At 57.9% G+C, this 19,365-nt stretch carries 17 protein-coding genes; 4 read left to right on the top strand and 13 right to left on the bottom strand.

Annotated features, from left to right (window positions below; genetic code table 11):
- Window positions 1-55 precede the first annotated feature (55 nt).
- Both HNI00_RS17550 and devC read left to right on the top strand, forming a co-directional pair.
- Window positions 56-1,225: an HlyD family efflux transporter periplasmic adaptor subunit gene (locus tag HNI00_RS17550; RefSeq protein WP_316787989.1), complete on the top strand. Its 1,170-nt coding sequence runs from the start codon at window positions 56-58 to the stop codon at window positions 1,223-1,225.
- A gap of 51 nt (window positions 1,226-1,276) precedes the next feature.
- Window positions 1,277-2,419, top strand: a complete 1,143-nt coding sequence (devC, locus tag HNI00_RS17545) for an ABC transporter permease DevC (RefSeq protein ID WP_316787987.1) — start codon at window positions 1,277-1,279, stop codon at window positions 2,417-2,419.
- Window positions 2,420-2,465: 46 nt separating this feature from the next.
- On the opposite strand, the gene HNI00_RS17540 is transcribed toward devC, so the two are convergent.
- The 11 genes from HNI00_RS17540 to HNI00_RS17490 form a co-directional block, all read right to left on the bottom strand.
- Entirely contained in the window at window positions 2,466-3,131 is a 666-nt protein-coding gene (locus tag HNI00_RS17540; protein WP_316787986.1) for a sulfotransferase family 2 domain-containing protein, read from the bottom strand.
- 39 nt (window positions 3,132-3,170) lie between these two features.
- A complete protein-coding gene (locus tag HNI00_RS17535) occupies window positions 3,171-3,515 on the bottom strand; it encodes a DUF4870 domain-containing protein (protein WP_297080343.1) in 345 nt (114 codons plus the stop codon).
- A gap of 142 nt (window positions 3,516-3,657) precedes the next feature.
- A complete protein-coding gene (gene nadC / locus HNI00_RS17530; protein ID WP_316787984.1) occupies window positions 3,658-4,572 on the bottom strand; it encodes a carboxylating nicotinate-nucleotide diphosphorylase in 915 nt (304 codons plus the stop codon).
- 11 nt (window positions 4,573-4,583) lie between these two features.
- Entirely contained in the window at window positions 4,584-5,957 is a 1,374-nt protein-coding gene (locus HNI00_RS17525) for a cytochrome c biogenesis protein (RefSeq protein ID WP_316787983.1), read from the bottom strand.
- A gap of 282 nt (window positions 5,958-6,239) precedes the next feature.
- Entirely contained in the window at window positions 6,240-6,629 is a 390-nt protein-coding gene (locus HNI00_RS17520) for a YkvA family protein (protein ID WP_297080346.1), read from the bottom strand.
- A 166-nt stretch (window positions 6,630-6,795) separates the two neighbouring features.
- Window positions 6,796-7,314: a methyltransferase family protein gene (locus tag HNI00_RS17515; protein ID WP_316787979.1), complete on the bottom strand. Its 519-nt coding sequence runs from the start codon at window positions 7,312-7,314 to the stop codon at window positions 6,796-6,798.
- A 141-nt stretch (window positions 7,315-7,455) separates the two neighbouring features.
- On the bottom strand, window positions 7,456-7,977 hold the full coding sequence (locus HNI00_RS17510) for a KGK domain-containing protein (RefSeq protein ID WP_316787976.1): 522 nt from the start codon (window positions 7,975-7,977) through the stop codon (window positions 7,456-7,458).
- 256 nt (window positions 7,978-8,233) lie between these two features.
- A complete protein-coding gene (locus tag HNI00_RS17505; RefSeq protein WP_316787975.1) occupies window positions 8,234-8,674 on the bottom strand; it encodes a lipocalin-like domain-containing protein in 441 nt (146 codons plus the stop codon).
- Window positions 8,667-9,173, bottom strand: a complete 507-nt coding sequence (locus tag HNI00_RS17500) for a MarR family winged helix-turn-helix transcriptional regulator (RefSeq protein ID WP_316787973.1) — start codon at window positions 9,171-9,173, stop codon at window positions 8,667-8,669. Before HNI00_RS17500 ends, HNI00_RS17505 begins: the two co-directional genes overlap by 8 nt.
- Before the next feature lie 375 nt (window positions 9,174-9,548).
- A complete protein-coding gene (locus tag HNI00_RS17495) occupies window positions 9,549-10,796 on the bottom strand; it encodes a YbaY family lipoprotein (protein ID WP_316787971.1) in 1,248 nt (415 codons plus the stop codon).
- Between the two features lie 300 nt (window positions 10,797-11,096).
- Window positions 11,097-11,630 carry a signal peptidase II gene (locus HNI00_RS17490; protein ID WP_316787969.1) on the bottom strand — a complete coding sequence of 178 codons (534 nt, stop codon included), beginning with the start codon at window positions 11,628-11,630 and terminating at the stop codon, window positions 11,097-11,099.
- Between the two features lie 341 nt (window positions 11,631-11,971).
- Here HNI00_RS17490 and HNI00_RS17485 point away from each other — a divergent pair, with 341 nt between their 5' ends.
- Window positions 11,972-14,680, top strand: a complete 2,709-nt coding sequence (locus HNI00_RS17485; protein WP_316787967.1) for a cation-transporting P-type ATPase — start codon at window positions 11,972-11,974, stop codon at window positions 14,678-14,680.
- Window positions 14,681-14,823: 143 nt separating this feature from the next.
- Here HNI00_RS17485 and HNI00_RS17480 read toward each other — a convergent pair whose 3' ends face one another.
- Window positions 14,824-15,162, bottom strand: a complete 339-nt coding sequence (locus tag HNI00_RS17480) for a hypothetical protein (protein ID WP_316787966.1) — start codon at window positions 15,160-15,162, stop codon at window positions 14,824-14,826.
- 590 nt (window positions 15,163-15,752) lie between these two features.
- On the opposite strand from HNI00_RS17480, the gene HNI00_RS17475 reads away from it, so the two are divergent.
- Window positions 15,753-17,525 (top strand): ShlB/FhaC/HecB family hemolysin secretion/activation protein, encoded by a 1,773-nt coding sequence (locus HNI00_RS17475; protein WP_316787964.1) that lies wholly within the window; start codon window positions 15,753-15,755, stop codon window positions 17,523-17,525.
- Between the two features lie 158 nt (window positions 17,526-17,683).
- On the opposite strand, the gene HNI00_RS17470 is transcribed toward HNI00_RS17475, so the two are convergent.
- Window positions 17,684-19,324 (bottom strand): alpha/beta hydrolase, encoded by a 1,641-nt coding sequence (locus tag HNI00_RS17470; protein ID WP_316787962.1) that lies wholly within the window; start codon window positions 19,322-19,324, stop codon window positions 17,684-17,686.
- Between the last annotated feature and the right edge of the window lie 41 nt (window positions 19,325-19,365).

Below are 19,365 nucleotides of genomic sequence, written 5' to 3'. Positions count from 1 at the left end.
CAAATACGCTAGGATGCCCAATGGGTCAGGAGTTGCGCCCAGACTGAGGAAATCTATGGTGAGTGAAAAGCGCAAGGTAGGACAGCGCGGCTGGGGCTGGGCGATCGCCGCTGGCGTTGCGGCTTTGGGGCTGCTGGGGTTGGGCGTGGCCCAGATCGTCGCTTCCCGTCGCGCCGCGTCCGAGGCAGAGCTAACTGAAGTGCCTGCCCCTACACGAGTCGAAGTGGTGGCGCTGGGACGGCTGGAGCCACGGGGCGAAGTGGTGCGCGTGGGCGGGCCTACGGGCGAACGGATTCAGCGGCTGGAGGTGCGCCAGGGGGATATTGTGCAAACGGGCACGGTGCTAGCCTATCTGGAAAGCTATGACGAGCGGCGGGCCCAGCGGGATGTGGCGGCGGCCCAGCTTGCCGAAGCCGAACAGCGCCTGCGGGCGACGACCACCTTTGCCCAGGCCCAGGTGCGTGAGGCTCAATCCCAGGCAGAGCGGATTCAAAGCCCGGCCCAGTTTGAACTCCAGGCACAGCAGGCGCTGGTGCGGGAGCTAGAGGCAGATCTGGCGCAGAAAAGCCAGGATTTGCGCCGATTTGAAGATCTATACGCGCAGGGAGCAATTTCTCAGCAGGAGCGCGATCGCCAGCGCAGCACCGCCCGCCAGGCCGAGGAAAAGCTCAACAATGCCAGAGCCAACCTGGTGCGCCTAGAGGCTGACCTGCAAGCCTCGCTGCGGAGCGCCCAGGCGACTGTGCAGGCCCAGGAAGCGAACCTGCCTCTGAGCCAGGTGCAGGTCGCCGTCGAATCGGCCCGCCAAAACCTGAACCTGGCCGAAGCGCAGCTAGAGCGCACCATTATTCGCGCTCCCCAGGCCGGGCGCATTTTACGAATTCTCACTCTGGCTGGTGAGGCAATCGGGCAAGACGGCAGCGTGCTGGATATGGGCGATACTAGCCAGATGTTTGTCGTGGCAGAGGTCTATGAAACCGATGTGGGACTGGTTCGGGTTGGGCAACCTGCCATGATCACCAGCCGCAACGGAGCCTTTGATGAAACGCTGTCGGGCAGGGTGGCAGAAATCGGCTGGCAGGTCTTCAAAAACAACGTGCTGGACGACGACCCGGCCGCCAATGCCGATGCCCGCGTGGTGGAGGTGAAGGTGCAACTGGACGACGGCCGCCCCGTGGAAGCGCTGACAAATTTGCAGGTTGATGTGCGGATTGATGTGAGATAAGCGCCTGTTGCGGTGTTGCGATGCTACGCCAGCGCTGGCCAGAGAAACCCCATGCGTACCCCCCTCGCTCTGCTGAATCTGACTGCTGAAAAGACGCGATTTGTGGTGGCGATCGCCGGAGTTGCGTTTGCGGTCATTTTGGTGTTCATGAACCTGGGTTTTTTGGGTTCGCTAGCGGAGACGGCCGCTGTGATCTACAGCCGCATCAATGCCGACATTTTTTTGGTGTCGCCCCAAGCGTTAGAGATTACCTCGACCAAGCCCTTTCCCATTGAGCGAATTTATCAAGCCGCGGGGGTGCCGGGGGTGCGGCGCGTGATGCCGCTGTATGTGAGCTATCTGCAATGGCGCAATGTGGAAACGCGCCAGAGTCGCGCCATGTTTGTTTACGGCATCAACCCAAACGACCCGGTGTTTACGATGCCGGAGATGCAAACGCCGGAAAACCAGGCGGCGCTGCGGCGATTTGATACGGTGCTGATTGACACGCTCTCGCGGCCGGAGTATGGCCCGCAGACGGTGGGGACGGTTACCGAGGCGGATGGACGCAGGGCGACGATTGGCGGGCAGTTTACGCTGGGCGGCGGCTTTGCAGCAGACGGGACGCTGATCATGAGCGACCAAAACTTTCGGCGTTACTTCGATCCGTTTCCGCTCAACCGAATTAACCTGGGCTTGATTCAGGTCGATGAGGGTGCTGATCCGCTGCAAGTGAGCGATCGCCTCCGGGAAATCTTGCCCAAGGACGTGATGGTGTTCACTCAGCAGCAAATCATCGAGCGCGATCGCGACTATTGGATTGGCGCAACCTCGACAGGCTTTATCTTTGGCATGGGGGTGGCGGTGTCTTGCATTGTGGGTACGGTGATTGTGTACCAGATCCTCTACACGGAAATTTCGGATCACCTGAAGCAGTACGCCACGCTCAAGGCAATGGGCTACAGCAACCGCTTTTTGTTTACTACGGTCATTCAGGAATCCGTGATCCTGGCCGTGCTGGGCTACATTCCAGGATTCATCATTTCTCTGATGCTGTATGAGCTAACCATCCGAGCAACGGCGGGAGGTTTGCCCGTTCGCATGGATTTGGAGCGGGCGATGCTGGTGCTGGGGCTAACGGTGATGATGTGTGCGCTGTCGGGGCTGGTGTCGGTGAATAAGGCGATTACGGCTGACCCGGCGGACGTGTTTTAGCTGACGGGTTTTCGGGGGAGGCTTCGGCGAGTATTTCAGCCAGCGCTCAAGCGTCTGGAAACTGATAGCCGAAGTAGTCTAGCTCAAATGCGTAGGCGGTTTCCACCAGTTGCCGAGATTTGTCGGTATAGAGAGCGTGGGCGATCGCCACTTTGGGTCGAGTTCCCGTTTTGAGTTGGGGCAGCGCCGCCGGATTCCACGGCACTCCCAGCTTGGCGCAGATGCGCTCCAGATCTGTCGCCAGAGATTCGTAGCGAATCACCTCATCCAAACAAAACTGCCCGTCGATCAAATACTTGTTGCGGTCGATGGGCGGGCCGTGCGTCATCAGCCAATGCTCAAAGGCGGCGGCATCGCTGCTGGGCGAATCGGGTGCAGAGGGCGCGTGCGATCGCCCAAAGTAAAAGGCTGAAATCGCCTTTTCGTAAGGATTGCGAATGACGCAAAACTTGAAATAGCGCGTCCAGAGGTCTTCGCCCAACTGTTCCCGAATCTGGGCGGCGGGCATGTGGTTCCACCAGCGGCAGCCTTCTGGCTTGCCCGGCCCTCGATAGCCCACAATGCCCGCCGCCGATACCGATTCCTCACGCACGCGGGCCAGGTTTGCCGCACCCTCTTCTACACAAAACGGCTCAAAGTAAGCCTCCACAGAGGTACTCGCCGTCTTCAGCGTTTTCGTGTAGATAAATTGGTGACCGTGGCTGACCAGCATCCCGCATCCTGGAAATCTGCAAACTTGAACTGGCCAAGCTTACACTAGGCGGAGGATGAACGGGTAGCGGTAGCGCGTTTCGGGATTGCTAAGGCAGGCGAAAATTGCCACAATGGGCAGAATCAAGTTGACCAGCCCCAGGATTGGGAACAGGAGAAAGCCGACCAAAACGATAGAAAGCACCCCCACAACTAGCCACCATAGCCACATATTGATGTGGAAGTTGATGGCTTCTTTTGCATTCTCCTTGACCACTGGATCGTCTGAAACGAGCAGGATAGCGATGGGAATGCCGATGGAAACAACCAGGGCGTTGATAAAAATCGACCCATGACACAGGGCTGAAAGAATTTTTCGCTTATCTGAATTATCTGAGCTTTGCATGTCGTTTTACCTTGCGACAGCTACATCCTACCGTTTTTGCTGGCTGGGATCATGCAGACGGAGGGGAGGTTTTCCGTAACCAGGAGGGCGTGTTTTACGGGCCGCTTGGCTTGCGGAATAGCGGAGGTGGCTAGTGGGTCGGCTAGCGGGTCGGGTCAGGGGTCTGGATTCGCATACTTAGGTCCAGCCAGGGGGAGCGGGTGATGGGGGCGCTGCTGGAAAGATAGTCTACGCCAGTTTCGGCGATCGCCCGGATCGTCTCCAAGGTAATGTTGCCCGATGCTTCGATTTTGATGCGCGGGTTCGTGCGGCGAATCATCCGCACTGCCTCCCTCATCTGTTCCACGGGCATGTTGTCTAGCATGATAATGTCTGCGCCGTGTTCGAGGGCTTCGGCAACCTGCTCCAGGGTTTCGGTTTCCACTTCCACTGTCAGCGGATAAGGAATGCGGGCCCGCGCCTGGGCGATCGCCGCTGCAATGCTCCCTGCTGCCGCAATGTGGTTATCTTTGATCATCACGCCATCGTCCAGCCCCAAGCGATGGTTCACCGCGCCCCCTGCCTGCACTGCGTATTTTTCCAATACTCGCAGGCCGGGCGTGGTTTTGCGGGTGTCTACCAGTTGGGCGGGCAGGTCGGCAATTTGCGCGACGTATTTGCTCGTCAGGGTGGCAATGCCGCTTAGCCGCATGGCCAGGTTCAGCGCCACGCGCTCCCCCGTCAGCAGGGCATCCAGCGGGCCGGTGATTTGGGCGATAACGCGACCGCGATCGCACCACTCGCCATCCTGCGCCAGCGCCTTGAACTGCACGGCTGGATTGAGTAAGTAAAATACTCGCGCCGCCATCGGCAGCCCCGCCACTACGCCCGCTTCTTTGACGACCCACTGCGCCTGGCCCTGGGGAGCGCCCTTGGGAAATAGGGATTGCGTTGTGCGATCGCCCCGCCCAATGTCTTCTAGGAGCCAGTCTTGCAGCAGCCGATCGAGCAACACGGTAGGGGGCAGGAGGGCGATCGCGCTGCCTGGGCTGGGAGGGAGCAGTTCAGAGTGCTGCATAGGAGTTTGGGCTAAGCCTCCGCCGCTGCGGGGTGGGGAGCGGCGCTGAGGGCATCCAGCATGTCCAAAACCTCCCGCTCGAAGGCAACCTGGGCGCGGTTGGTGCGGCCGCCGACGTAGAGTGTTTTGCCCTGCTGCAACGCCCACACCTGCGAGTGCGATACATAGCTCATCAGGACGCTGATCATCAGTAGCCCAAAGCCCGTGTAGACGACGGGAATGCCCGGATCGGCTTTGATTTGCAGCCCCGTGCTGCCCACCAGTTCGGCAATGGTCAGCCGCACACCGTTGACTTCGGTCGCCATGCCCGCCCGCACGGTGGAAATCAGTTGCCCGTCCTGGTCGTATACCAGTACCGTTCCCTTCAGGTCTTTGGCGATCAGCGATACGCCTTCGCTGAGGTCGGGCTTGGTGGGCAGCCAGGTTCCCCAGAGGCGACCCGCGCCGCCCGTATCGAGTTGCCCCATCGGGATTTGCAAAATCGGGCTGTTGTTAAGCTGCACACGCACGGCGGCGATCGCCCAGTCGGCTTGATAGAGCGTCACGCCCCTATAGCGCAGCGGCTCATTGACGTGGATGGTCTTTCGCTTCACTTCCTGCCCCGCAGCATCCAGCACCGACAGGTCGGAATAAAACTGGTCAATGTTGCCCTCTGGCGTGTAGTCGATCCAGAAGCGGTTCACGCGCACAGACCAATCCTTGGGAATTTGCGGCGCTGCCCAGGGGCCCGCATCAAAGATATTTTGAATGGTAAAGGTTTCGCCGCTGGGAATCATCTCCTGGGCAAAAAAGCCCGTCATTGCGCCCCAAATCGACCCCAGCAGCACCAGAATCATGCTGGCATGGACGATGATCGGCCCGATGCGTCCGACAAGTCCCTTCCGCGCATAGAGGCGATCGCCCTCGCGAAATAGCCGATAGCCCTTGCGTTGCAGCAGCGGCTCCAGCCCGTCGAGGGTTGCGGCATCGACTTCGGCGCTCATGGCCAGCTTCTCAAACTGACGCGGCTGGGTATAGTAGCTCCACTTTTGCGCCGCCTTGAGGGTGGGAAACTGGCGGGTGAAGGTGCAGGCGATCAGGCTGGAGCCGAAGAGAATCAGCAGCGCTAGAAACCACCAGGTGCGATAGACGTGATCCAGCCCTGCCGCCAGAATCACCTTCCAGGTCAAAAAGCCAAACAGGGCCGGGCTTTCGGGATAGTTTTCTTGATAAAACGCCAGCGATTGCCCCTGCTCGATCACCGTGCCGGAAATGCTGAAGAGGGCGATCGCCAGCAAAAGCACAATCGCCAGCCGCAAATCCGCCAGCAGCGGCAGCAAATCCCGCTGAAAGTATTGGCGGGGCAGGTCTTTCCAGGGAGTCGAGGGGGTAGAGTTTAGAGACATGAATCCAAAAGCGCGATGGGCAAGATTCTGACTAGCGCGGGCGGCGAGTTGCCAACCCCAATTGCCTAATACGTTGCCCAATTACGTTGCCCAATTACGTTGCCCAATTACGTTGCCCAATTACGCTGCCCAACAGTTACTCAATGTTTACTCAATATAATGAGTGTAGACTAAACGCTTTCCAAATCTGCCCCATGAGCGCACCCGTTGACCTGCTTGCCCGCATCACTCAAACGCCAGGTCAATGCGGCGGTCGTCTCTATATCCGGGGGATGTAGAGCATCACTCGATGACAATCTCACGAATTGCGTTTGCTTCTGAAACGGAGTCGCTGGGCGCTTCGGTGCCATCGCCAAACCAGTCGATTACTTTTTGCTTGGCGGCTGCTTTGACTTCGGGCGTAATGGCTAGGGCCACTGCACCCAAGGCGGCGGCTAATGTACTCAGGTCATCTGCGTAACCTGTGAACAGGACAAAATCAGGAATCGCATCTGTCGGCAGAATAAAATAAGCCAGAGCAGAGTAAATCACCGTTTTGGCCCAGAGGGGGGTTTCGGGCTGCTGGGCGGCAAAGTAAAGCGTCAGCGCTTTTTCGACGACTTCGCGCCCTGCGTAGAGGGCTGCCCGCTGGAGCGATCGCCAAAATCCCTGTTCCGAAAACCCACGCGCCATGTTTGAAAACCTCACTCTGAAATCTTGACCCTCAGGCACTAATCCGCACTAATCCGCACTAATCCGCACTGATCCTGAGTATAGCGCTGGCGTTGAGTCTGTGTGTGGAGCCGTGGGGCGGATGCTGGAGGGGCAGTATACCTAGGGAATTAATATACCCAGGGAATCAATATACCCAGGGAATCAGTCGCTTGACGCGGGTTTTGTACTCGGCGTAGTCGGGATACTTTTCCTGGAGCCAGGTTTCTTCTTTTGCGGCCTTGGCGTTAAAAAAGATAAAGAAGACCAGCGCCGCCAGCAGGTGCGTCCCGCTGAGCCGATAGAGGGCGATCGCCAGCACGGCAAAAATCACGCCGCTGTAGATGGGATGGCGCACAATGCGGTACACGCCCGTTTGCACCAGTTGCCCATCCTCTCGCGGGTAGGGCAGCGGGGTCAGGCTTTGGCCCAAGTCCAGCAGCCCTTTGCCCAAAAATATAGCGGCAGTGAGCGCACACAGAGCGGCGATCGCCCACAGTCCGTAACGCAACGGCGGCTCAATCACCAGCCCTGGCACAGGCACGGTTGGCAAAACCAGCAGCCCCAGCAGCAGCACCGCCTGCACAATGACCCAATATTCGCCCTTTTTGCCTTGCCACCAGTCCTCGCGGCTAAATCCCCAGTCGGTAAGCGGTTTCATAAACATGGGTCGGAATTACGGCGTGGATCAATGACTTGCCGAAATTGCTGAGAAGCAGAATGGCTAAGAACCATTGATCCTTATTGTCGATCCTACCGCGAAACCGATGGCAGGGGCCTGGGGCAGAGGGTAGAGAGGTATGCCGGGTTAGAGACCCGCTCCATTCGTGTAGGCATTGCCGTTTTGATGACCATTGCCGTTCAAGTGGCCGTTCCCGTAGTCGTTTGGGTGATCATTTCGATGACCCTGATGACCCTGACGATAGGCGTTCCCAAGGCTGGCCTTTGTCTCGTTGGGCAGCAGCGGCAGGTCAATGAATTCGGGCGTTTCGGCGTAGTCGGTGTAGACGGGCTGGGCCGTGAGTTCGTCGGGCACAAATTCGACCGTCACCCGCAGCCGCAGTTTGCCCTGCTGCCAGCCTGCCGAGCCAAGCTGCAAGACTTCACAATCAATGCCGTCTTGAAACCAGTTGCGATCCTGACGCATCCAGGCTTTGCTGCTGCGAAACTGGCGATCGCCCCCGAATAGGGCTTTTTGCGTCGTCAGCGAATCTGCCAGCGCATCGGGCAGCTTGGAACTGAGTGCGACATCTAGAACATGGCGTAACGTAGCGACTCGAACGGTGCCGTCTCGAAATGACAACACATCATCATCATTGAATGCCGTCATATCGAGATTATTTTGTATCGGCATGATTGCCCCCCCTTTTGCGATCGCGCATTTCCATGTCAGCTTTTACACTGCGCGGTGGGTCAGATCAGGCAAATTCTGAGGCAATCTGTCAAGACTTGGAGACGGCTTTCTGTGGGGATTTCACCGATTATTTACATTCATAGCAGAGTAATTCCATACGGAGATGCGGCGAAGGGGTAAGGGGGCTGGGGCAAGGGGACGCTGGGGCAAGGGAGCGCTGGGGCGAGGGACCCTATGAAAGCCGCTGCCAGGTTAGCTCAACGTGCGTGGAGTTTGCGCTGGGCGGCGTTTTCAGCGTGAGGCGATCGCCCTCCAGCGAAAGGATTCGTACCAAGTCTGTGCCAGTGCGGTTGGGAATGGAGGCGATCGCCACATGATGCGTGACGGTGTTGCCTGCCAGCGTGTAGGTTCCGGCGTAGGCGCTGAAGCTGGAAAATGCCTGGGCGAGTTCTGGCAGGGGCACGGCCTCTAGCTGGAAGGGGGAAGCGGGGCTATGGCTCAACGGCGGGCGATCGCCCTGGGCAAACAGAACCGTCATGTGGCCGTCGGCGGTGTAGGTCAGGCGACCGACGGGAGAGGGGCCGTAGGCTTCGGGGTCAACGCTGCCGTCTGGGGCGATCGCCCGAATCGCAACGAGCGTCCAAGTGCCCACCAGCGGATTGGGGTCATCCATCGAGCGATCGCTCCAGGGATACAAGAAACTGTCGCAAGAGCCGAACCAACGTCTCGCACTCTTGCTCTGTGGCAAACTGTGCCAGTAATGCCTGCTCTTTTTCAAACAGCACGGGCATGACCTGATCGGAAAGCCGGATGCCCTTGTCGGTCAGCTGGACAATCACCCCCCGGCGATCGCCCGGATCGCGCAGCCGCGCCACGATGCCGTCTTGCTCTAGCCGATCGATGCGGTTGGTGACTGCCCCCGACGACAGCATCAGTAGACTGTACAAATCGGTCGGCTTGAGCTGGTAGGGCGGGCCCTGTCGGCGCAACGTGGCCAGCACGTCAAACGACCACACGTTTAGCCCATACGCTGCCAGCACCGTTTCTCGGTGTTTTTCCAGCAGACGGGCAATTCGCAGCACGCGCCCCACCACGGCCAGCGGCGCGGCGTTAAGCTGGGGCGATTCTCGCTGCCACTGCATCAGAATGTGATCGAGACGGTCTTGCTCCATCTTGTAACTTTATCTCGATATTGAGAATCTTAACGCAGGATTGAAGATTGAGAAACCGACCCCCCGCAATCTTGCAACCCGTTCTGCTGTAGCGCCCTAAACTATAACGCCCCAAACTATAACGCCCCAAACCATAATCCTCTAACTGAAATAGCGGGAAGCCCCACAGTGGTCGGCAGTGGTCGGCAGTGGTCGGCAGTGGTCGGCAGTGGTCGGCAACTGTTGTCACTACATCTGCCCTCACCCTAATCCCTCTCCCAGCGGGCGAGGGACTTCCGATCCGGCTCCTCTTCTCCTTTGGGAGAAGGGGCTGGGGGATGAGGGCGATTCAGAATGCTAGATCCAACACTGCCGGGCTAATACCTATGGGCTGCGCTAACGCTGCACTGGATCGACCACGATTTCAATGCCCTCTGTCGGGCTGCCGTTGGTAATAACGCTGGTGCGCGTGGTGTTGATAAACCGCAACTGCCCGTCTACCGTGATTCGGGCCTGCACCGCGTAGGTGTAGCGGCTGTCGATCTGCGCTGGGTCATAGGGTAGCGCGAAGGCAAAGGGGACTTGGCGACCGTTGGACTCGATCGTCTGCGTGGCTAGGATGCGGGCGGGTGCGTCGGCGCGGCTGACATCCGCCAGCGACACTTCGATCAGCGCGTTGGGCGGCAGCGCAATTCGCGGCAGATAGGTAACCGTACCCGTGACGAGCGATGACTGTTGCACCATACCATTTACCGTAAGCGATTGGGTTCCTGAATTGCCGCGACAGACCCGTGCAGAAAGCGCTCCCTCGTAGGCGTAGGTCGTGCCGTCTGCATCGGTTGTGGCCGTGACGGGAACGCCATTTAGCTCCAGCCGTCCCGTTTGCCGATTGAACAGGTTCATCCGCATCGCGCCATTGCGGCTGAACAGGCGCACGGCGTAACCCGGCGTTTGGAAGAAGGAAAGTGTGGTGCCGTCGGGGAGCGTCGATGCGCCTGGGGGGGCGGGCAGCGTTTCACCAGAGGGCGGCACTTGCACCACGGAACCGTCGATGACGCGATAAAACTGTGTGACTTCCTGCGTCGGACAGCACTGGGGATCGTTGGGGCCTTGAATAATCATGTTGACGCTGATTAGCCCGTCGTCCAGAATGCGGACACGGTTGACCTGGATGCGATCGCCCAGCCCCGCCAGCATCGGCGACTCGATCGCCCCGTCCAGGTTCAGCAGCGGCGCGAGGTAAACGAAAATGCCGGAGCCGCCCGTATTCACTGCCATGATCATCACGGCATCTTGCTGGCCGTTGCCATCCAGGTCGCCAAATGCGATCTGTCCCTGCTGTCGAGACAGCACAGCATTCAGCCGCCGATTGGGATCTTCAAACTGCCCATTTTCAAAAGTAATCACGCCGACCTGCGGCTGTTCGCCCAGGGTGGGGACACTGTAGCTGGCGTTGAGGGCGATATTGAGGCGATCGCACCAGGCCCGTTTTTCCGGCGTAAACACTTCGCGGGTCAGGCAGTTATACCACGCTTCGCCTGCCTGGGCCAGCGTCGCCCTCGGCAGCGCCCCCGCAACGCCCTGACCGAGCAGCATCACGCCCAACCCCACACCCGCCCATCGGGAAAATATAGTCTTTTTCATCGTTAACATCTGTAACATCCGTGCATCAGTAACCAGGCATTCATCAACAGGTCAACCCAAATTCAACCTAAGTAGAACTCACGCACTTGCGATTAAATTTTCTGGGTTTTGGACGATTTTTCGTGGACGCAGCCCGCGAGAAATCGTCCAACTGCGTAAGTCCTACCAAGGTCAATTCAAGGTCAATCCAAGATTGACTCACTTTTGAACGATAACAGGGAATTTTCTATGGATAACCAGAAGTTTCCGTTTTTGCAACGCCCAGTGATGTCGATTGTTGTCGATTGTTAAGAAATTACGCTAGCGGAATCGTCGGATGAGGGCTGAAAGTAGCCAATACAGGATGGAAATGTTTGTAACAAAACTTCCCAGCCTGACGGCTATATCTGCTAAGTTGAAAATAGGAAGCGGGGGCGATCGCCAATCTAGGTAGATCGCAATGTCGCCGTATAAAATTTGCTCGACTGTGTTGCTGATCCCCCCGGCTAGCAGTAGTCCTAATCCCACTTGCAGGGGCAGAATCATCTCTTTTCTAAATCTGCTAAATAGCAGCGTTACGACAGCAATGATTCCCATTGAAATCAGTCGTAGCCAGAGTGTCCAGGAAGTCAAGTTTGAATCAAAAAATGAGAAAGCAGCACCAGGATTTTTCAGATAAGTGAGATGGAAAATTCCTGGTATAAGCGGCAGAGTTTTGGATAGAAGCTGTTCCTCAAAAGCCTTACGTATGAGGACTTGCATTAAAAATCCCAACACGCCGCCAGCCAGCCCAATGATCCAGACCCAGCGATTTCTAGCCCTAGTTTCTATCATGAAAGTTTTTGCCCGCAGCATCCGCTATGGTCAATTGATATATAGGTTTAATACATGGTTTTGATACATGGGTTTTAGTTCATAGTTTTAATTCGTGGCTTTGATACATAAGTTTTGATGCATGGTTTTAATATATAAAGTTGCAGGGTTGCGAATTGATACGTTGCGGATTGATACACTGATTTTAGTTTCCATGCTGCCCAGTCTTTTTGTTAGATCCAGACGAGGTTGGGGTTTAAAATTTCTGGCTGGCGATAGATTGTTTTTCCCTGTTTTAGGCGTAAATTTCAGTGGGAGCAGATGCCTCGATTTAACTCAAGATTTCAATTTGGTGAACTTAAGATTTTGATTTGGAACTGCCTATGACTCGCACTCTAGAAAAGTCTCAAGCTCAATCTTGGCACGCGCAACCCGCCGACCTCGTAGCGCGATCGCTCGACGTTGATCCCCGTCTTGGCCTATCGGCTGATGAGGTGGTCCGGCGGCGAGAACGGTATGGCCCCAACGAACTCAAGGCAGCGCCAGGGAAGAGTCCGCTGGTGCGGTTTTTGCTGCAATTTCATCAGCCATTGCTCTACATTTTGCTGATTGCGGGGACGGTCAAGGCGTTTTTGGGATCGTGGGTAAATGCCTGGGTGATCTGGGGTGTGACGCTGATTAACGCCATCATCGGCTACGTGCAGGAGGCGAAGGCAGAAAGCGCGATCGCTGCGCTGGCGGCGACCGTGCAAACCGAGGCGACGGTGGTGCGCGACGGGCAGACGGTGCAGGTGTCGTCGGCGGAACTGGTGCCGGGGGACGTGGTAAAGCTGGTGTCGGGCGACAAGGTTCCAGCAGATTTGCGGCTGGTGACGGCGCGAAATTTGCAGATTAGCGAGTCGGCGCTGACGGGCGAGTCGGTGGCGGTGGAAAAGTGCATTGACCCGATGGCGGAAGATGCGCCGCTGGCGGATCGGCGGAACATGGCCTACGCGGGCAGCTTTGTGACTTCTGGACGCGGGCGCGGCGTTGTGGTGGCGATCGCCAACGACACCGAAACCGGGCGCATTTCCCAACTCATGCAGCGGCAGACTAACTTATCTACGCCGCTCACCCGCAAGTTTGAAAAATTCAGCAAAACGCTGCTTTATTTTATCCTGGCGGTGGCAGCGCTGACTTTTGTGGTAGGGCTGGGCTATGGTAATCCCTGGCCAGATATGTTTGAGGCGGCGGTGGCGCTGGCGGTGAGCGCGATTCCCGAAGGGCTGCCTGCGGTGGTAACGATTACGCTGGCGATCGGCGTGTCGCGGATGGCCCGCCGCCATGCGATTATCCGCAAGCTGCCTGCGGTGGAGGCCCTGGGCAGTGCTACTGTCATCTGTTCGGACAAGACGGGCACGCTGACGGAAAACCAGATGACCGTGCAGGAAATCTATGCAGGCGGGGCGGCGTTTTTTGTGACGGGGACGGGCTACAGTCCAGTGGGCGCGATTCAGCCCGTGGAGTCTGGTCAGCCAATGAATCCGGCGCTGACAGAATGCTTGAAGGCGGGGCTGCTGTGCAATGAGTCTTATCTGGAGCAGGACGATGGCCAGTGGCAGGTGATTGGCGATCCGACGGAGGGGGCGCTGATTGTGTCGGCACAAAAGGCGGGCTTTGAGATGGCAACGCTCAAGGCAGAATTGCCCCGCATCGATTTCATTCCGTTTGAGTCGGAACATCAATACATGGCGACGCTGCATTCGACGGGTGAAGGCGATCGCCTGGTGTATGCAAAGGGATCGGTGGAGGCGATTCTCTCTCGCTGCGATCGCGCTTTGTCTGCCAGTGGGACACTCCAGCCGCTGGATGTGGCTGCTATTCAGCGCCAGGTCGAGTCTATGACTGAGGCAGGAATGCGGGTGCTGGCCTTTGCCACAACATCTCTGGCGCAAGACACGCTTGACCCGCCGGATATTGACACTGGCCTGACGTTTCTGGGCTTGCAGGGGATGATCGATCCGCCGCGCCAGGAGGCCGTGCGAGCAGTGCGAGCCTGCCAGTCTGCGGGCATTCAGGTGAAGATGATCACGGGCGACCACATTGGCACGGCAACGGCGATCGCCCGCCAGATCGGGCTACAGAAGGATGGACAGGTGCAGGCCTTTACGGGGCAAGCCCTGGCGGAGATGGACGATCGGCAGCTTGCCAATGCAGTGGAAGACGGCTCGGTGTTTGCCCGCGTTGCGCCAGAGCAAAAGCTGCGGCTGGTAGAAGCCTTGCAGGCTAAGGGCAACGTGGTGGCGATGACGGGCGACGGCGTGAACGATGCCCCGGCGCTGCGGCAGGCGGATATTGGCACGGCAATGGGGCGGGCAGGGACGGAGGTGGCGAAGGAAGCCGCTGACATGATCCTGACGGATGACAATTTTGCCTCCATCGAAGCGGCGGTGGAGGAAGGGCGGACGGTCTATCGGAACCTGCTGAAGGCGATCGCCTTTTTGCTGCCCGTGAATGGGGGCGAGTCGATGTCGATTTTGATCAGCGTGCTGCTGAATCGGGCGCTGCCGATTTTATCGCTGCAAGTGCTGTGGATGAATATGATCAACTCTATCGCCATGACCGTGCCCCTGTCCTTTGAACCCAAGTCGGAGCGGGTGATGCAGCGTCCGCCGCGCAACCCCCGCGAGCCACTGCTCAACCGCAAGCTGCTGATGCGCGTTTTACTCGTGTCGCTGTTCAACTGGATTGTGATTTTTGGCGTGTTTGAGTGGATTCATCAGACTACGGATAACATTGTGCTGGCGCGGACGATGGCGATCCAGGCGCTAGTAGCAGGGCGGATTTTTTACCTGCTGAGCATCAGCGAATTGGGGCTGGGACTGGTGGATAAGCTGCGCGGCCGGGTGCAGCAGATTCCGCCCGCTCCGGCCGTATTGGCGGGCATTGCCGGGGCGATCGCCCTGCAAGTTCTCTTCAGCCAGTGGAGCGTGATGAACCGCCTGTTTGCCACTGCGCCGCTAAGCCTAGAGCAGTGGGGCATTTGTCTGCTGATTGGGGTGCCGATGATTGGCGTGGCGGCGATCGCCAATCGGCTGCATCCGCCGGAGTAGGGAACCCGGTGGGGTTTGGAGCTTGGAGTTTGGAGTGGCGATTTTGGATTGCCCGCAGGAAGCCTAATCAAAAGGGCGATCGCGCTTCCATGCGGAAATGGCGATCGCCCTTTCGTTTGTATCCTTTTGCCGTTTGCAGTGTGCTACTGCTTCACCTCGATCCGTCGCCAGTCTCCGGAGCCGTCTGCGTGTTCCACATAGCCGTTGATCACCACATCACCTGTGCTGTATACGTTGACGCTGCGGATCTCCAGCGTTTCCCGCTGCCCAGTACAGGCATTGATCAGTTGAATCTGAAACCGTAGCTCACCATTGGTATCCATTTGCTGACGAATGTTCATTAGCGAATCCATTGTCTGATCCACAAACTGGAAGTTGCACCGGAGGCTATCGTCTCTTCCTTCCAAAGCAAAAGCGGAACTGCTCACCAAAATCGAAACCACTGGGGCAAGGGCCAGCGCAGCAATGTGAAACGTCTTCATAGGTGAACGCAAGAGGAGTGTATGAGGTATTTGAGCGGAACCGTTACACCTGCAAAATACCTGTGTAACTCATCCGGTTTCCGACACTAGCTCACCAGTTCATAGAGTCTTTACAGGGCGATCGCGCTTCATGTTCAGGAAATGGCGATCGCCCTGTCGTTTAAGTTGCAGTCTTGCTGCTACTTCATCTCAATCCGTCGCTAGTCTGCCGAGCCGTCTGCCTGTTCCGCTTCCACGTCGCTGACAATCACTCCACCCCCCGCGCTGTACACGTTGACGCTGCGGATCTCCAGCGTTTCCCGCTGTCTAGTGCAGGCATTGACCCGTCAACTTGGCGAGTGATTCCAAAAGTTCATAAAATTCATCAATTTTGAGCCAGCGTGACTGTGGATGCATGAGGAAGCCACCTGGGGTGGTAGATTTTACAGGCAATGGTTTTTTACTATGCTGGCAGGATTTAGTTTTAATATGCTAGCAGGATTGAGTACAGATAGGGCGATTCTTCTCAGGTGGATCTGTCTCAGAGGTGTAGGTAAACAAATGGACGAAGGGCTGGCGTTGAGTCGAGAGAGTCATGCATGAGACAGGCAATGGCAACCGTCCGAAGCGTGGGCAGGGCAATTGTTGAAGGGAGCGCTACGGGAGTGGTGCTGTGGGCCGCCGCTGGATTCGTGCTGGTGTTTCCAGGGCGGCACCGGGCGATCGCCCAGGCAATCCCCGACGGGGCTACTCCACCTGTTGTGTTGCCGCCAGATGCCGAATCGCGCCCTTTCCCCATCGAGCAGCCGCGAGACACGCCGCCGCTGCCCGTCGAAGTGCCTGCCGAGCCGTCGCCGCCCGTGCTAGACCCCAGTTTGGGAGGGCCAGCTTCAGATCCGGCAGTGCCGCTGGTGCGCTTTCGGGTGGATGAGATTATCGTGACGGGGAACTCTATCCTGCACGACGAGATTGCCGAAGCCATTCAGTGCTGTGTGAATCGGGACGTGACGTTTGAAGAACTCGTCGCGCTACGCAGCGCCATCACGCAACTGTATATCGACCGGGGCTTCGTCACGTCGGGCGCGTTCCTGCCGAATAACCAGGATGTTCGCAGCGGCGTGGTCGAGATTCGAGTTGTGGAAGGGGAACTGGAAGACGCTATTCAAATCACGGGCTTGCAGCGGCTGAATCCGAGCTACGTGCGATCGCGCCTTCGCTTAGCCGGAAAAAAACCGTTAAACCAGCGGGATCTGGAGCGGGCCCTGCAACTGCTGCAAATTGATCCACAGATTGAATCGGTGGATGCAGAACTGACGGCGGGCAGCGTTCCCGGCCGCAGCCTGCTGGCGGTAAATTTGCAGGAAGCGTCGCCGTTTTCTGCAAATATCGGCGCAGACAACTATCAGTCTTCTAGCATTGGCTCGGCGCAGTTCAGCGTCTCTGCCAGCTATAGCAATCTGCTGGGCGCGGGCGATCGCCTCTTCGCTAGCTACGGACGCACCGACGGGCTAAATCTGTATAACCTTGGCATCAGCCTGCCCGTCAATCCCCGCGACGGCACGATTACCCTCAGCTACAACACCAACGATAGCCGCATTATCGAAGATGCGTTTGAGGATTTTGACATCCGCAGCGAGGCCGAAACCTGGTCGCTCCAGTTTCGCCAGCCCCTCTCGCGCAGCGTGAATCAGGAATTTGCCCTTGGCGTGGGTTTGGATTTGCGCCGCAGCCAGACGTTCATTTTGGGCGATCGCCCCTTCAGCTTTTCGCGCGGCACAGAAAACGGCGAATCCAGGGTGACGGCGCTGCGGTTTTTTCAAGACTGGGTAGAGCGCGATCGCCTCAGCGTGTTGGCGGCTCGGTCAGAGTTTAGCGTTGGGCTGGATGCCTTTGGCGCAACGGTCAACGACAGCGGCACCGACGGGCTGTTTGTCAAATGGCTGGGGCAGTTTCAATGGGTGCGGCGCTTTTCGGGGCGATCGCTCTTTCTGGCACGGCTCAATGCCCAACTCACGCCCGACTCGCTGCTGTCGGTCGAGCGGATTGGGCTGGGCGGCTTCGACACGGTGCGCGGCTATGCCCAAAACCAAATTGTGGCCGACAATGCCCTCTGGGGGTCTCTCGAAGCCCGCTTTCCCCTGCTGCGAAACTCCAACCGCCTGACGCTGATTTCATTTTTGGATGCGGGCCATGCGTGGAACATCGACCTGGATGATCCGGAGGATGACTTTCTGCTAGGTGTGGGCGCAGGGTTGCGCTGGGAGGCATTGCCCAATCTGGTGGTGGGGCTAGACTATGGGCTGCCGCTAATTGATGCCCAGTCTCAGGGCGACTCGCTGCAAGATAACGGATTCTACCTGTCGGTGCGCTACTTCCCGTTTTAGCTCGTCGCGCCAGGAGATCGCGAATATGGCGACCTAGAAGTGCATTACGAGTTGCATTACTACGAGTTGCATTACTTAGTGTCTGCCGCAGTTAGTTTGTGCCGCAGAGAAAGGAAGACGAGATCAGGGAATTCTGAGCCATGATCTGTTAAGCCTCGCTAATCCTCAATGGCATCGAGGGACGCAACAAAGCCAAGGGGAAAAGACGGCTCCGCAAGCTGCGTAGCATAGGCGGCTGTGAGAAACGGGCGATAGTCCTCATTTCCAGCGACATGGGTCTGGAAAAATGCCAGCGTCAGGGCGTGGTGATAGCGCTCGGAGATGGCTTTGATGTCTTCCCAGGAGGGGCGAGTCGTGGGGCGGTCTGACCCAGAATCTCCGCCAGCCGTGCGGCCGGCGATTTCGTAGCTGATGCGGGCGTGGGGCAGTCCTTTGGTCAGCACGAAATAGCGCTCTGCCTGGGGCGTGGAGGGGGTAAGCTGCTGAAACGAGGGAACCTGTTCTTCGAGCAGGGGCGTTAGCAAGTCTTCGTCGGACGCTTCCCACAGCAGAGGCACGTCAATTTGCGAGAGACCCGTTCCAAACAGGCTCTTGCCAAAGGGCAAGAAGGCATAGACCGCCTTGATGCGAGGATCGCGCAGGTTGGGCGGCGGCGGGGCTTCGAGCGCCTGACACTGATACAGCAGCGAAATATTGAGAATGAACGAATCGGACTGGCAGGCCGGCTCCAGCGACGAAAGCTGTATCTCTGCGCCCGCCAGGGAAAAGGCGGTCGTGCCGCCAAAGGAATAGCCAAACGCCCCTACTCGCTCTAGGTCGATGCGTTGGAATTGCCCCTGCTGCTGCATTTCGCCCAACGCATCTAGCAAAAAGGAGATATCCAGCGGGCGATTGGCAAACTCGGCGGGGTCAAAGTTTTCTCGGTGCAGCCCGTCGTAAAAATCCTGGAGGCGATCGCGATCGCTCCCCGGATGATCGGGAATGGCCACCGCAAAGCCGTGGGATGCCAGATGGCTGGCCAGCCGCGTAAAGCGATCGCGCCGTGCGCCCAGCCCGTTCGACACGACGATCAGCGGCGCGGGCCTATCCACCGCTGGCAGGTACAGGTCTACCACAAGCGGGCGATCGCGCTGAGCATCTACCAGCCGCAGCGTTTGTGATTGGAACGCGACGGAACCGGGCTGGCGCGGGTCGATGGGCGGCAGGGTTCGCAGCACGTCGGCTTCAGTCTGGGCGATCGCCCGCGTTGCGTCAATCACCTGATTGGTTACGACTGCCGTGCGTTGCAGCAGCCCCCCCAGTCGCCGCTGAAAGGCGAGAGCCTGCCGCAGGTCGATCTGCATATCCACGGGCAAATTCCGCAGAAAGCTCAGCACGCTAAAGCCGTCCGGGTCTGCCGCCGCCAGGATGCCCGCGCTCCGCAGGCTGCCCGCGCCGTTTTTCCCAGATGCCGTCCGCAGTAGCCCTCCTACCTCTTGCAGCAGCCGCTCTCCCGACCGGGTGTAGCTAAACTGCGACACCATCATCAAGTCCACGTCATAGGTGGCGTTAAGGGTGTTTTGAAGCTGCGATCGCTGATGGGGCGCAAGCCGCTTGAGATAGAACCTGAGGCGGGGGTCGTCGCCTGTTTTGCCAAAGTTCTCAATTGCCTGCACTGGAACATTAAGGCGGAGCGGGCCATAGCGCAGGTAAATTTGGGTGGCGGCCCAGCCGGGAAGCGCGGTTCCCATGATTCCGACAGCGCTGATTCCCAGAGCGCTCAGCAGCGCCAGAGCCGTGTAGCGACGAACTCCTCTCATCCGATGCCAGTGTGCCAAATCGACTGATTGCCAAATCGACA

Source organism: Thermoleptolyngbya oregonensis NK1-22 (assembly GCF_032705245.1).
GTDB lineage: Bacteria > Cyanobacteriota > Cyanobacteriia > Elainellales > Elainellaceae > Thermoleptolyngbya > Thermoleptolyngbya sichuanensis.
The sequence above is the reverse complement of the archived record's forward strand: the minus strand, read 5'-3'. Positions and strand labels throughout refer to the sequence as shown.